The sequence below is a fragment of the Enterococcus sp. DIV1315a genome (genome assembly GCF_051712325.1).
GTDB lineage: Bacteria > Bacillota > Bacilli > Lactobacillales > Enterococcaceae > Enterococcus > Enterococcus faecalis.
Map to the genome: position 1 here is coordinate 2,497,663 of NZ_JBIOOS010000001.1, position 13,902 is coordinate 2,511,564.

Genomic DNA, 13,902 nt, shown 5'->3' on the forward strand with positions numbered 1-13,902 from the left:
CGCGTGTTTTTTGCTGAGTTTATTTTAAATAATTAGGCGCTGCCAATTCATTCTCAATGACTTGATTAGGAATCACAAATTCAGGGGTGCCCATATAGTAAGGCGCAATCTCTCCTTGAGGAAACACAATCACTAATTGGTGTTTTTCATTGATATAGAAAGGTTGGTCCTTTTTAATTTTTTTGAAGGGTTGAACATCACTGGGGGCATCCTCTTTTTCGGACCAGTATATTTTATTGCTATCGTTCTTCATTTGGTCTGCTATTTGTTGTTTAATTTCACTACTAATGACATCAATGTAAAAATCATTTTTAAAAATTAAGGGGAGTGAAACGACAACATTGGCTCGTTTGTCGATGGTGTCATATTTCGTTGTCGTCGCAGAACTGCCTTTAATTTCTGTGAAGGTTCGTTTGACCACTAGGAAGCGACGGTCGTCCACGACTTTTTCATAATCTCCAGTGACTGAAACACGAGAACCATCAAACAATTGCCCTTTGACTTGTTGAAATTCTGTTTGGGCTTCTTTCAAGTATTTTTTGTTGAGCGTGTCGGCTACTGAAGATTCTTGGGATGTTTGGATTTTAGGGACATCGATGTTTACTTCACTTTCCTGTTTTTTCGCTGTCAACGTTTTGATGGTGACTAATTGAACAATTTTATCTAACACAGGAATGTTGCGGGCTGCTTCACTAAAACCTGGAAACAAATTGACTGATAAGACAAAGCCACAAGCCACTACTAGACTACTTTGCAGTGAGCGGTTTCTAAAACGAAGCCAGGTGTACCGCTTTTTCTCTTTATGAAAACGCGCTTTGACTTCCGCTTGTAGATCCGTTGGCAACGGTTGTTGGCGGTATTCTTTTGAAAAGTTTTTAACAACACTTTTTACAAAATCTTCCATTATTTTTTCGCTTCCTTTCTTTTACTAATTCAATAGACTTCGGAGTTCATTCAAACTGCGGTACATCTTCGTTTTAATCGTGTTTTCGTTAATATCCAGGATCAAGGCGATTTCTTTTAGCGTAAATCCTTCAAAAAATTTTAATAGAATAATTTCACGATTGGGACTATCTAATTGATTAATAATTTCTTCAATTTCTAAAAAACTGCGTTGGGGATTATTTAAAAGGGCTAACACATGTTCATCTTTTTCAATATGAACAGCTTCTCGTTTCTTTTTACGCCAATAATCTGTCGCTACAGAAAGCAGAATTCGAAAGAACCACGCGTCAAAATCATTAATATCGGGTCCTTTTTGGATGGCCTTCAGTGCCTTTTCAAAGCTTTCTTGAATCACATCCAAGGCATCTTCTTTCGAATGTGTATAGTTAAAGGCAATGCGATACATTTTTTCATATTTGGTATCCACAAGCGTTTCTAACGCGCGAATTTGTTTTTTTCTTTTCCAACCATCGAAAACCATCGATTTCTGGAACCTCCTTTCCTGTACACTTATATAGACGAATCACAAGCATAAAAAGTTTCAACTTTTTTATTATTTTTAATTTTTATATTCTAAAAGAAAAAGCGTGGTACAAAAATCACTTTGGATTTTTGCTTCACGCTCAAAATCTGATAAACGGCGGGAACAGAACCAGCTCCTTCGGAAATAAGCCGAAATTATCCAAAAATTAAAGAACAATTTCCGGAAATTTCTTCTTATTTCTCGGAGCTAAGCGGTGCTGTCCCGACCTTGTTTTCTTCTCCCGAGTGCGGTCTTAGTGCACTCAGCGTTTTAATAAAATGCGACCAATCAACAGGACGTGGTGGCGCTAACCAAATAATTTGAGTAATCTCAGGCCAATCGACAAAATGAATATCCGATAAAATTAATTGTACACTTTCATCTACATGTGCTTTGAAAATGATATTCCATTCCGTAATTTTTTCAATATTTTTTTGTATCATACGATTATAGGCTTCACCAAAGGAAAAGTCGACACACAATGTAATCGGAGCCAAAACTTTTTTCAATGGTAACGCATCCACCATTAACAACAGATACCGATAAAATAAAAACTGTCTGGCATCCCAAACAGCGGGATTCGTTTTTTGTTCTTGAATAAATTGTCGACTAGCAGAAAAATACTCTGTATACGTTTCTGCAAAGTAGGTTATATCCATTTTGCGATAACTATAGTTTGCTTCTATTGGAAAATGGAACAATTTAAAATGTACGATTGTTACTTTTTGTTCAAAACCTTGCAGGACTTCCTCGGAAAGCTGAAATTGTATTTTTAAATAGCTTAACAAGTCACGATTCAATTGTTGAATTTCTGCAAATCTTTGGCAAAGTGCTGCTGAAGCTACTTGAAGCCACTCTTCAGCAATTAAAAATAAGAGTAAATAATTGCCTTCGTTTGTTCGTTGTGGTTCTGGGATTTGAAGACTCTCTAACCAATTGAAAACATTCTGCTGATTGTCACCGGCTAATTGTTTTAACACTTGCGAATCTACTTTTTTCTCTACATAAAACTGTTGCTGCGTTCGTACTAAAGAAACCGCCAAAAAATGAAAACATTTAGCTTGTGCATAGCCCGCACGCTGATTAAGATGAACCTTCTCAGAAAAAAATAGCTCAAAGTTCCGAATCTGCTCTAAAACTTTTTTACCGTACAATGAAAAATCACGTTGGTATAATTGTAAAAAAACCAGTGTTGTTACTTCGCGTAAATTGGTTTCATTTCCCACCAAGTGAAATTCTTTATTAATTGTAATTTGATAATTTTCCAGCATTTTCTTTAATTCCTTGAACTCCTTATAAGCCAATGTGTGACTAACAAAGTGTTCTAACGCAAACTCATTCACAGAATCAAAACGCTGAAAAAAGAAATCTTGAAACATAGCAAAACGTAACGACTCTTTAATATAGCAATCAATCAAAGTATCGGAAGTTTCCGTTCCTGATTCATTAAGAGTTAAGAAAATACCATCGCTCACAATTTGAAAATCCTCTGATAAACCAAATTCAATAAAATCGGCATTTAATTCAGCGACCGTTTTGTTCACGATAAATTCAGATAATTCTAACTCCTGCATTACGGTTTCTTTTGACTCTGTTAACATCGGTGCATTTTCCAGTAACTGAAATAAGGCGATTTTTCTTTTATCCACTTTATTTAAAAACATCATCAATATCATAGACTTCTCTCACATCCATTTTTTTCCCATACAATCCATTTCCTGAAAGAAAGTACCCAACCGCTGCTAAATAGCTTTCAGATTCTTCATCGCCGCCTGCACCAAGTCCGTTAGGAAAGACAAAATCTTTATTCACTTGTAGGGGATGAGCCGTTGTTTCTTTTGTTTGTTTCTTTTTTTCTTTTGACATTGCCGGTTTCTCCACAGGTTTGTCTTTTTTCTTGGGTGAAGGCTTTTTTTCTTCAGAAGGAACCGTAGTTTTTTGATCTTCCGGAGGGGTTGGCGCAGGTTGTTCCGGTTCTGACTTTTCCTGAGGGGTGATTGATTCTGGTTTTGGTTGAATTTCTTCCGTTGGTTCTAAGGGATTATAAATAGGTGTCGCCAATGTTTGAATTGGTTCTATTTCGACAGCCGTAAAAATTAGCAAAGAACTAAATAAAAAAAGATACTTTTTTCTCATGGCTTCTCACTCTCTCTACCTCTACTTTATGGGAAGCAATTCCTTGTAAAAGTACCTTTACTTTTACAAGGAAAACCCTTTTTGTCAATAGATAGCCCTTTTTATTACTCAGATTGTTGTTCTTCCTCTTTTTTCTTTTTACGATACAAGAAGAAAATCAATAAGAGCAGCGCTAGAATGATTAATGCAATCAGTAGATACAACCACCAATTGGTTCCTTTAATGGTTACGTCTTTTTCATTTAATTCTTTAGCGACGTCCCCAGAAATAGTAAATTCTTTTGTAAATTCCCATTTGTACAGGTACCGTTCTTCACCATTGGCGCCTTTGACTTGATAGGTGCCCTTTTCATCTTTTACACCATAGGCCGTTGATTTCAAGACATATTTCCCTGGCGTTAATCGTTCCCCTTTTAAAGAAATTGGGTAACTAAAGTTAGAGTTTGGCGCCACTTGCATATCCTCAGTATCGGATTGGTAAAGCGTTTCGCCTCCTTTTGAAACAGTGTTGATTAAATGTAATTGGTTTAAATAGGCCGCTTGTGGGTTTTGTAAAGAAACATTGATGACGTTTCGCGCGTTGACTTGTCCTGGTTTAACCCCCAGTAATTTTAAATCTGGTTGAACCTTTGTCTCATTTTGCTGAAGAATAATAGCCACAACATAGGAGTATTCATTATTAATAGCTAACCCTTTTGATTGGTCCGCAGAAGTCGTGGTTTCTTTCTTTTTCTCTTTGAGTGTTATGCCGCCAGCCATCACGCCATCAAAAGAATCTTTAGGCATCGTGATGGTTAAAGGTAAGGTCTTTTGGGAATGCTTCGGCAAGATGATTTCTTTCGGTGCTTCCACATAATCTTTTAAGTTAAAGCGTAAAGTTTTGTCAGGTTTGATCCCGTTTTGGCCATATTCTACTACGCCATTTAAATTCGTTGTCGCTGAGTTCACCGTATTTTCAATGGTAATGTCTTCATCTGTATCATTGCGTAACTGAATTTCTACGGTTTGTTTGGCACCAGGCGCCATTTTTAAGTCAAAGTAGGTTTTTGATTTATCCACTTGATTTTCGGGAATTGTTGGTGTGACCGCAAAATTAAATTCAGAAGCGTGCGCCTCCACGCCAATCCAGCCAAATAACATACAAGCGATTACCGTTGCATATACTTTCCATCTGTTCATATTCATTCTCCTATATCTTTCATTCTTTGTTGTATTATAAGCACCAAAAGACCGAAAGATAAGCCAAAAAATTTTTGACTTATATCCCGATCTTGCGTGTATGCTGTCGTTCTTAGTTTCCTGTGTTAGCAGGTGTATCTGTCAAAGTCCAAGTAAAAGTTGTCGTGTATTTTTTCGCATATTTTGTGGTTGAACCAGGTACTTCTAATGAAATACTTGTTTTAGCGGCATCTACACTATCGCCCCAGCTCATTAAGTACGTGCCCGCACCTTCTTTATCGCCAGCAGCCATGACCACTGATTCAGCCCCAGTTGGGTTTAATTCAATCGTAGCTGGCGCTGTCGTTGGTTTTGCAGATTGTGAAGCTGAAACCACGCGTCCGTTGCTTAAAGTTACTTTGGCCGCTGTTAGTTCTTGGTTGGCTTCAGTTTTGAATTGACCATTTTGTTTTACTTTTAACGTCCAACCTGTTTCAGTCCCACGATTATCTGAGACTTGAACAAAGTTCGGGCCTTCTTGATCGGCACCAGCGTTATCTTTGTATTTTTGTGTTTCTGCATAGTAGGTCATATTTTTTGAGGTAATCGTTTGTTCCCCAAAAGATAAGCTAGATGCATAGTCAATGGATAACGGACCTGCTGTCCCTGGCTTAGGCCCTGTCGGATCAGTTGGATCAACTGGCGTAATTGGTTTATCCGGGTCTGGATTCGTCGGATCAACTGGATTCGTTGGGTTCGTATTTGGTGCAAATTGAATCGCTCCGTTTGTTTGGTATTCACCACCGTCGACTGCTAATGCACTCATTGGTACAAGTGCCAATGCGCCTAAAGTTGTGGTTGCCATCAATGTCATTACTTTTGTCTTTTTCATTTATTTCCCTCCATTATTTACTGGTACATCTGAAAGTAGCCAAGTCAATGTTGTTTTATATTGTACTGCATCCTTAGGGGTTTTCCCGGGAACAGTTAGTGAGATTGCCCGTGTGATTGTGGCATTTACTTGCTGTCCTTGTTGATTTTTTTCGGTCACTTTTTCTGCTTGTCCCCACAGCGTGATCCACGTTCCGGCGCCGGTCTTTTCTGGGGCTTGCATGACAACAGTTTCTGCGCCCGCAGCATCTAATTGAATGTTTGCGGTAGCAGTTGGCGGCAATACGTCCGTCGCATTTGAGCGCACACTGGGCTCAGTAAAGGCGACGGTGGCGCCTGTTAATTCTTTGTGTAATGTTTCTGCATTACGAAATTGACCATTTTGTTTCACTTTTAAAACCCAGCCAGCATTGGTTCCCCGTAAATCACTTACTTGTACATAATTAGCAGTTGCCAATTCACTTGCTGAACCATCTGGGTTTTTATAGGTTTGCGCTCTGGCAAAATACGTTTGATCCTTATTCGATATCTCATTACTCCCAAAATCCAAACTTGAGGCATAATCGATGGAAAGTGGCCCAGGTGTGCCTGGATTAGGTCCATCAGGATTCGTTGGATCGACTGGTCGAACTGGTTTTTCTGGATCGGGATTTTCTGGATTCACTGGATCCGTCCCATCTGTGCTTGGGGTAAAAACAATCGACTGTTCGCTATCAAAAACGACCGTCGCCGCTTCAGCAGGAACAGTGGCACCAAGCAACATTGTTCCGAATAACAAGGAGTAGACGACTGTTTTTTTCATTTACTTAGCCTCCAACATTCGTTGGTACAGATTTCAATGTCCATGTTAAGGTCGTACGATATTCTTTTGCTAATTTAATCGCTTTACCTGGGACATTTAATTTCACGGCAGTAGCACCTTCTGTCGCATCTTTCCCAAAACGATAGACCCAAGTCCCCATTCCTTTGCCATCTTCTGCTTTGACTAATTCTACTTCTGTTCCGGGAACAAAGGTATGTGCTGCTGTTGGTGTTGGCGCGTATGCGGCATCAACAATCGATGTCACACCTGCATTGGCAATCGATAAAGCGGCCCCCACTAATTCTTCATTTTGGGCTGTTTTGAATTGCCCATTTTGTACAGCGCTTAACGTCCAGCCTTCTTGTGTCCCACGTTTATCCGTTACCTGAACATAGTTGGGACCTGTTGTTCCATCTTTAAATGTTTGAATTTGTGCGTAATAATCTTTCGTATCGGAAGTGATTTTTTGGGCGCCAAATTGAAAGCTTGAAGCATAGTCAATTGATAAGGGGCCTGCAGTCCCTGGTTTTGGTCCAGTTGGGTCAGTTGGATCTTCTGGTTCAACTTTTTCATCTGGATTGGTTGGGTTAACTGGCTTCGTTGGATCTGTATCTGGTTCAAATGTAATGGCGCCATTACTTGTATAGTTCACGTTAATGTCTTCCGCAAATGCTTGTTGTGTCGCTAGGACACCGCTAAATCCTACAATCCCTACTACTGCTAATACTGTTTTTTTCATCTTCTCTTCTCCTTTTAATAAATAATATGCCTATAGTGATAAGGCTGATTCCCAAATAAATAAATGGTGCTTGATTGGTGGTACCTGTCGCTGGTAATCTTCCTTGTCGCGACCCATATACGCCAGAAGAAAGGACGGATGAAGCGCCTCCGTCAGCTGGCTTGGTGGGTTCGGTCGTTGTGGAAGAATTACTAGTCGCTGTTGTCGACTCTTCTGTGGGATATTCATACGTTCCATAAAAGGAGACAACACCACTATTTTCATAAGCTGCTTCCCCAAACGCAGTGTCTGAATGACAGAAGCTGAAAAGACCTAAAAAACAACTAAGCAAAAGGTATTTTTTCATCTCACTTCTCTCCTCCTTGTTATGGTGCCATGACTAATGACCATGACAATGTCCCTTTGAATTCGCCAACTTTTTGTTTCTCGACTGGCACAGATAGTTTAAGTCCCCGTTGGTTTGCCGCACCCCAACCTTGGTTAATTGTATAACTACCTGAACCGGAGCCTTCATTTTCTGTAACAACCGTATCTCCTTTATTGAGTAAAAATTCTCCTTTGTCTGTAACCAATGACAAATCTTCCAATTGATCTGTGCCGTTCGTTAAGGGATTCGTTACCTGAACATTCAGTTTCCAAGGCGTACTTTCTGTCCCGCGTGTGTCTTGAACGACTAAATCATCTGAAAGAGTTGGCCAGTAAACTTCTGGCTTGGCAGAAATTTTTTGTTTGCCAAAATCAATTGTTTTAGGTACTTTTTCTAACGTTAATTCACCTGAAATAGACACATTGACTTTTTTATTTAACGTTTCACCAGCTTCTGTAAATTGATAATTGGCTGGCACCGTTTTGGCTAATTCTTCTGGTTTCGCTTGCTGAATGGCTTGGAAGGTTGCGGCATCAAGACTTGGTGTTTGATTGGCCCGACCATCTGCGAAAATCACCGTTGCTTGTGTCCATTTTGCCAACTCGTCTGAATTCGTTAAGCCATTTGCTTCTTTTAATTTCAAATGCGCACTTGTCGCATACAAGGCAAACGAACGATCTTTGGCAAGGACACTTTCATTTTTCACAACAACTAAATGAACCGTTTTGTTTTGCAAATTATCCCCTGACGTCCCTGCTTCTAATTGAATATCATGTGTCCGCGATACAGTTTTTTCTGCTAACGGCGCTTGAATTTGTGGTAAATCCGTCTCTTTTAATGAGGTCTTGAAAAACGGCCGACCTTTTGCACCGAGCATTTCTATTACTTTATCAACAGTCGTTAGTTGCGCTGCCTCATCTTCTGTGACAATCACCGATTGCCCCGAAAGTTCCACTTTATTTGAAAATTGAACTTTCACCTGATAACTGTAGTTCATATTCGTCGCTTTCCATGAAAGCGGGATGGTATCTTTTTGCTCTGGAATTTGCTCTATCGAGCTCCCAACTTCACTAGATTTAACCGTTCCTTGGTGCAACCAAGAACCTGTTACTTCGTCAGGAAGGAAGCTTAGGGTTGGTGTTAAAGCACTTGAGGTCGGAATCATCAAACGTCCTTTTTGAACTTTTTGTCCAGCTACTTCGGTGCCCCACGCTTGTAAGGTTAATGGCGCATTGCCGGCTTTGACCTCTTTTACATCATGAGAAATAGTACCTGCACCTGCCACAATTCCAGGCGTTTCCACTTCATAATCGATGATAGAGCCAGGAATTGCTATTCCATAGCCATTGGCGCCCTTGGTCACATCGTTATCGCCAATAAATGTTTTTCCAGTCGCTTTTTCAATCCCATGAAACGTTGTTGGCGTAAGTTTTGTAGCATTATTGACCGTTGGATTAATCGTCAAGACCTGATAGGCTTTGACATTTCCAAACCAAGTCCCTATGCTATCCACCAAAGCAGTTGTATCTGTCGTTGGTTTAATCCATAAAAGTTCATCTTTTGTTGGATCGACAGCTTCAAAATCCGCAATGTTTACCTTACCTGTACCAGGAATTGTTTCTAATGTTGCATGATCCTGAACCGTTAGTTTGCTAGCTGAAATTAAATTGGCCGTGTTGGTAATCCCAATTCCTGCATTTTTAGATAGATGAATTGATCCGAATTCATTGTAAGTCGTACTATGATTCGCGGCAGTAGCAGAAACGCCATTTTTGATGTTCCCACCATTAGCCATTAATTTAATGCCATTGATGACATTTAATTCCGTAAAGTTGACAACGCCTAAGCCTGTCGCATTTAGTGGTTCTGTTTGATAATTATTGGTGCCGTCAACGTTAGTCCCAAAGTTAAAGGCCACTTTATTTGAACTAGCATTCACAATTGCATTAGTAAAATTATCTGTTGATGAACCACCGGATAAACCGTTAATACTAACTGCACCTTGAACATTTGCGGTAACATCACGTAAGATTTTTCCGCCACTGATATTGGAATACTGTGTCGCATATAAATTTCCAATACTAGAACCCGTTGCTTGAATATTCATTGTAATCTTGCCGTTCTTGGTATACGCAGCATTGGTTCCACCATCACCGTAAATGCTGGCCCCATTTAGAGATTCCACACCTGTTTTAGTGAAAATATTTAAAGTAATTGTGTTTGATTCATCCGTTCCTAGTGTCGTATTTTGACCATAGGGCCGACCACCAGTAATGTAGGTATTACCAGGCAACTTAAACTCTCCGTTGTAGTTTCTTAAATCAATTAAGAGTTTGGCATTTCCAAGAAGTGAGCCTGCATTGGTAATCCCACCTGAAAAACCGTTCGCGCCTGTCCGAGGAGTTCCTGAGAAATTTCCTCCGTAGATGCGATTGTCTGAATTACCAGTAATTGTATGGCCACCGCTTGCTCCATAAGAAGCGCCCATTGAAGCATTAATTACTCCTTCATAAACCGTTACACCGACATTCCCAACATTTTTGGCATCATTCCAGCCACCGCCTGAAAGAAACCAATCGACTTGACCATTATTAACGATTGTTTGACCGTTCCCATAAACTCTAGCTGCTTGATAGCCTGTTCCTTCTAATGTGTCAGCAATCCCGCCATTCAATGTGTTAGAAGTGTTTCCTTCAACGACACCTGAAAAAGAGCCACCATATGTCCAGCGAGCAATGGTATTATTTAAAACAGTCTTAGTATCTCCTTTTATATAAATATCCCAAGTATCATTACTAGCAGGATAGCCGCCGCCACCAACAATATCCCAGCCTGAACTATACCCACGACTTTTATCGGTCGTTGAATAATCTAAGCTTGTCGGTTTTGCGCCTGAATAAGCCATACCATCGCCACCTAAAGACCCATCACCATTCGCTGTTCCCACTTCAATTGTTGTATTTCCTTCAATATAGCCGCCTCGGCCAGCTGCAGTTGAATAAATTGCACCATTATTAAACGAACCGCTGACTAATTTAGAAGAAATATTTCCGAAAACTTTAAAAGCTGCTGCCGATTTGGCTAATTCTGCTCTTTGCTGTGGTGTATAAGCATCATACGTTGCTTCATTTGAGGCCCCAATTTGACTCTTGTTAAATTTCGAAACATTGTTACCAGCACCGCCGTTAAAATCATTAATACCACCAGCGGAATTCGTTCCTGCTGTAACCACATTCGTAATATCTCCGATGATCGTTCCAGAATATTGGTTGCCTCCTTCAAAATCTGCACGACCCGCACTATACAACTGTGTATTTAAATTTGTAGTAATTCCATCAGTCGTACGATTCGTTCCTATATCGCCACGGGAAGAGCCACCAATAAAACGTTGACCCGCTGTATACCAACGGCCATATCCAGAAATATCGTTTGTTACTTTTCCACCAATATTTCCGTATTGAACACCGCCATAATACGTACTTAATTGGAAACCTGTAGCAGCATTCGTAATCGCAACCTTTGTTGAGACGTTACCAGTAACATTCGCTGTGTTGGTTGCGTTGGTCCCATAACCGCCCCCATAAATTGAAGCAATTCTGCCACCAGAATCATTGACAACCAATGAAGTATTCCCAGTCACTGTCCCAATATTGGCGCCCCCACTTAATGTATTTAGTCCGCTCCGTGTATTGTTAATAACAATCGTAGGATTTCCAGCTAAATTACCACCATTTTGGTTTCCGCCATAGAAATTCCATGTGCCTGTACCTGTACTATTTACTGTTAAAGTTGGGTTTCCTGAAACATCTCCTGTATCCGTTCCACCGTATACGGTCAGACCGTTTCCACTAGAACCGCCATTCAAGTTCAAACTGTAACCATTTAAATACATATTCGTACCTGTATAGTTTAGATTTCTCAAAGTGATGTTTGAGCCAAAATAGATATTTTGATTAAATCCTAACGTCTTAGAACCCGTTGGCGCCGTTTGATCCATACTAATCGGATCCGCGCTGTTTCCAGTAATCACTAAATGATTGACCTTGCCTTGCAAGGCGTAAAAGGTCATATTACTTGCCGTAACGGTGTCAGGAATCACTTTAGCGGTGGTCGCCGTACCCGTTGTAATATTAGTTCCTATATAAAGAGTGAAATCGCCATTGTTCCCCTGTTGATACAAATCAAACAAGGCTTCTTTCAAACCAGCCTCTGTCGATGCATATTCTTTGTACGCTGCTCCATCTCCTGCTGGACTTGGCACAACAATCACTTTTGTTTTATCCGCAGGAGCAATTGTGTCCGCAATGGACTGATCAACTGAAACAGCTCTGGCCATGCGTGTCCGTTTCTGTTTAAAGACAGCTGTAAGTTGTGTATCTTCTGAAAACTCTAATTGAAGAAGTTCTTCATTTGTATATGTTTTTCCTTGGTAAGACCAGCCAACGAAAGTCGTATTTTCCTCACTATTCGCCCATTTTGGTAATTCTTCTGTCCGAAGTGGCTGATTTTTTTCTTTTACCACTTGATAACTTTTGGCATCATTTTGAAACAAAGCTTGATCCGTTGTTTCAAAGGTCAAGGTGATTTGCTTCTGCTCTTCGCTTGGTTTTGTTTCTGTGGAAGAGGTGGTTACTTTTTCTGTGATAGCACTAGATTCCGTCATTGATGACTGTTCTATAGAATGTGCGCTGCTTTCTTTTGTTGCTTCACTTGTACTGGTTTCTGCTGTTTTTGGCTGTGTCTGCGTACGTTCCGTTTGTTGCTCCCCTTCAATCGCCCACGCTGAAACAGATAAAAATGGTTGTACAAGTAAACAAGTTGCCAATAAAACAGCGATTTTCTTTTTCATTAACTTCATCACTCCTCCCTCGAAGTAAACTTTCCACAACCAACCTATGGCTCAAGTATACGAAGTTTTCTTCTGATTTTTTTAAAGATATTTTCTTAATTTCAAAAAAAAAATTTATTTTTTAATTTTCTTTTTGTTAACTAAACGAATTTTTTGCTGTTTTTGTACGATAAAAATGTTAATTTGTTCACAAAAATAACAAAAACGTTGTTTTTAACATTAAAATTAACAAACGAGTTCGTAGTATAGCACGGATTTTTTCTCATGTAAACATCATTAAATAAACATTTTTGTTTAATTTATACATATTTCTCAGCTAAAAAAATGACAAAAATAAATAAACAGAGGCCTTAGAAATATTTCTAAGGCCTCTGTTTATTTATACGTATTCACAAACTGGACTGTTTCTTGGTAACATTGTTTAGCTTCTTTTTTTTGATAGTCGAATTGATATTCGTGGGTGATCGTTGCTTTCTTATCTTTGAAAAAGAGAGCTGAAACTGGAACATTTAAAGTTTTTAACCGCTGAACCAAGGCTAGTCCTTGCTCTTGGAATGAAAAACTATTGCCATCTGTTAGATACGTCGGGGGAAATTCTTTGGTGACTTTATCCACTAAACTCACTTCTTGCAGTTCTGCACTCGTCTGCCAGTCTTTAGTGCCGAGCAAGGACCAAGCCACTGTTTTAACGAAAAATTTCATAAAACGATTATCACTTTGTTGGTTGGCCATTTGTTTCAAATCCACTGGACCACAATACGAGAGTGTGCCTTTTAAATGGCTAGCCGGCAACGCTGCAGTCATCCCTAGTTCTTTGGCATAGTTGGCATTGGTTTGAACTGTTGCATATTGTAGAGCAATCTGTGCACCCGCACTGTCCCCGCCAATAAAAAGCTTAGATAAATCTAACATGGGATACGCTTGTTTCTTTTCTAATAAAAATTGAACAAGTTCATTGACCTGCTGGAGCTGGCTTGGATAAGGTGCATCTGGTGCTAATTCATAATTCATTGAAATAAAGGCAACTGAGGAATCAGCCACTAAACGTGTCGCAAACTCTTTCATCCCAGACTTATCTCCTCCCACATAGCCACCACCATGGACCCATAAAACGACTGGTACCGCTTGTTTTGACGTTTGGGGATAATACAAATCAAAGGTATTCTTTTTTCTTGAAGAAGGGTATGTTTGATTTTCTTGCAATTGGACATTGGGCAATGCTTTATCATAGGAAGCTGAATCTTTTATTTCAACTTCACCTGCGAATAACTGGTTGATGACCCAAGCGCCTGGCTTAGGAGATAATTGAAAGGCGAGAAACACGCCTAAGCAAATAACCACAAGGATTCCTAACAACCAAAGGATAAAACGTACGATTTTTCTTTTCACTCTATTCACCTGCTTTAATTTGTAGCAAAATTATAGCATGTTTTTTAGCCAAAGCGTTTATTTTGAAACAGCTTTTTTAGAATTTGATGTACTTTTATCATTTG

11 protein-coding genes are annotated in these 13,902 nt (G+C 39.6%); all 11 read right to left on the reverse strand.

Annotated elements, in window-relative coordinates:
- Nucleotides 1-19 precede the first annotated feature (19 nt).
- Nucleotides 20-904: an RsiV family protein gene (locus IGJ03_RS11860; RefSeq protein ID WP_002365402.1), complete on the reverse strand. Its 885-nt coding sequence runs from the start codon at nt 902-904 to the stop codon at nt 20-22.
- A 24-nt stretch (nt 905-928) separates the two neighbouring features.
- Entirely contained in the window at nt 929-1,426 is a 498-nt protein-coding gene (locus tag IGJ03_RS11865) for an RNA polymerase sigma factor (RefSeq protein ID WP_002372752.1), read from the reverse strand.
- 236 nt (nt 1,427-1,662) lie between these two features.
- On the reverse strand, nt 1,663-3,144 hold the full coding sequence (locus IGJ03_RS11870; protein WP_329434057.1) for a helix-turn-helix domain-containing protein: 1,482 nt from the start codon (nt 3,142-3,144) through the stop codon (nt 1,663-1,665).
- Nucleotides 3,119-3,604, reverse strand: a complete 486-nt coding sequence (locus tag IGJ03_RS11875) for a hypothetical protein (RefSeq protein ID WP_002354843.1) — start codon at nt 3,602-3,604, stop codon at nt 3,119-3,121. The genes IGJ03_RS11870 and IGJ03_RS11875 overlap by 26 nt, the downstream gene beginning before the upstream one ends.
- 104 nt (nt 3,605-3,708) lie before the next feature.
- The gene (locus tag IGJ03_RS11880; RefSeq protein ID WP_002354842.1) at nt 3,709-4,788 is read right to left on the reverse strand and encodes a DUF916 and DUF3324 domain-containing protein; all 1,080 of its coding nucleotides are present in this window, start codon (nt 4,786-4,788) and stop codon (nt 3,709-3,711) included.
- A 106-nt stretch (nt 4,789-4,894) separates the two neighbouring features.
- Complete coding sequence (locus IGJ03_RS11885) at nt 4,895-5,653, reverse strand: WxL domain-containing protein (protein ID WP_002383195.1); 759 nt, start codon at nt 5,651-5,653, stop codon at nt 4,895-4,897.
- Nucleotides 5,654-6,454: a WxL domain-containing protein gene (locus IGJ03_RS11890; RefSeq protein WP_002385162.1), complete on the reverse strand. Its 801-nt coding sequence runs from the start codon at nt 6,452-6,454 to the stop codon at nt 5,654-5,656. It lies immediately after the preceding gene.
- 4 nt (nt 6,455-6,458) lie between these two features.
- Complete coding sequence (locus tag IGJ03_RS11895; RefSeq protein WP_002365407.1) at nt 6,459-7,193, reverse strand: WxL domain-containing protein; 735 nt, start codon at nt 7,191-7,193, stop codon at nt 6,459-6,461.
- On the reverse strand, nt 7,150-7,539 hold the full coding sequence (locus IGJ03_RS11900; RefSeq protein ID WP_002354835.1) for an LPXTG cell wall anchor domain-containing protein: 390 nt from the start codon (nt 7,537-7,539) through the stop codon (nt 7,150-7,152). Before IGJ03_RS11900 ends, IGJ03_RS11895 begins: the two co-directional genes overlap by 44 nt.
- Nucleotides 7,540-7,558: 19 nt before the next feature.
- Nucleotides 7,559-12,418, reverse strand: a complete 4,860-nt coding sequence (locus IGJ03_RS11905) for a hypothetical protein (protein ID WP_438711152.1) — start codon at nt 12,416-12,418, stop codon at nt 7,559-7,561.
- Between the two features lie 366 nt (nt 12,419-12,784).
- The gene (locus tag IGJ03_RS11910; protein ID WP_375804784.1) at nt 12,785-13,798 is read right to left on the reverse strand and encodes an alpha/beta hydrolase; all 1,014 of its coding nucleotides are present in this window, start codon (nt 13,796-13,798) and stop codon (nt 12,785-12,787) included.
- Nucleotides 13,799-13,902 lie beyond the last annotated feature (104 nt).

What these genes read in the sequence shown, in the direction of transcription:
- IGJ03_RS11890 (WP_002385162.1), bottom strand. Translation starts at nt 6,454, where the DNA reads ATGAAAAAAACAGTCGTCTACTCCTTGTTATTCGGAACAATGTTGCTT.
- IGJ03_RS11865 (WP_002372752.1), bottom strand. Translation starts at nt 1,426, where the DNA reads ATGGTTTTCGATGGTTGGAAAAGAAAAAAACAAATTCGCGCGTTAGAA.
- IGJ03_RS11860 (WP_002365402.1), bottom strand. Translation starts at nt 904, where the DNA reads ATGGAAGATTTTGTAAAAAGTGTTGTTAAAAACTTTTCAAAAGAATAC.
- IGJ03_RS11900 (WP_002354835.1), bottom strand. Translation starts at nt 7,539, where the DNA reads ATGAAAAAATACCTTTTGCTTAGTTGTTTTTTAGGTCTTTTCAGCTTC.
- IGJ03_RS11870 (WP_329434057.1), bottom strand. Translation starts at nt 3,144, where the DNA reads ATGATATTGATGATGTTTTTAAATAAAGTGGATAAAAGAAAAATCGCC.
- IGJ03_RS11905 (WP_438711152.1), bottom strand. Translation starts at nt 12,418, where the DNA reads ATGAAGTTAATGAAAAAGAAAATCGCTGTTTTATTGGCAACTTGTTTA.
- IGJ03_RS11875 (WP_002354843.1), bottom strand. Translation starts at nt 3,604, where the DNA reads ATGAGAAAAAAGTATCTTTTTTTATTTAGTTCTTTGCTAATTTTTACG.
- IGJ03_RS11885 (WP_002383195.1), bottom strand. Translation starts at nt 5,653, where the DNA reads ATGAAAAAGACAAAAGTAATGACATTGATGGCAACCACAACTTTAGGC.
- IGJ03_RS11895 (WP_002365407.1), bottom strand. Translation starts at nt 7,193, where the DNA reads ATGAAAAAAACAGTATTAGCAGTAGTAGGGATTGTAGGATTTAGCGGT.
- IGJ03_RS11880 (WP_002354842.1), bottom strand. Translation starts at nt 4,788, where the DNA reads ATGAATATGAACAGATGGAAAGTATATGCAACGGTAATCGCTTGTATG.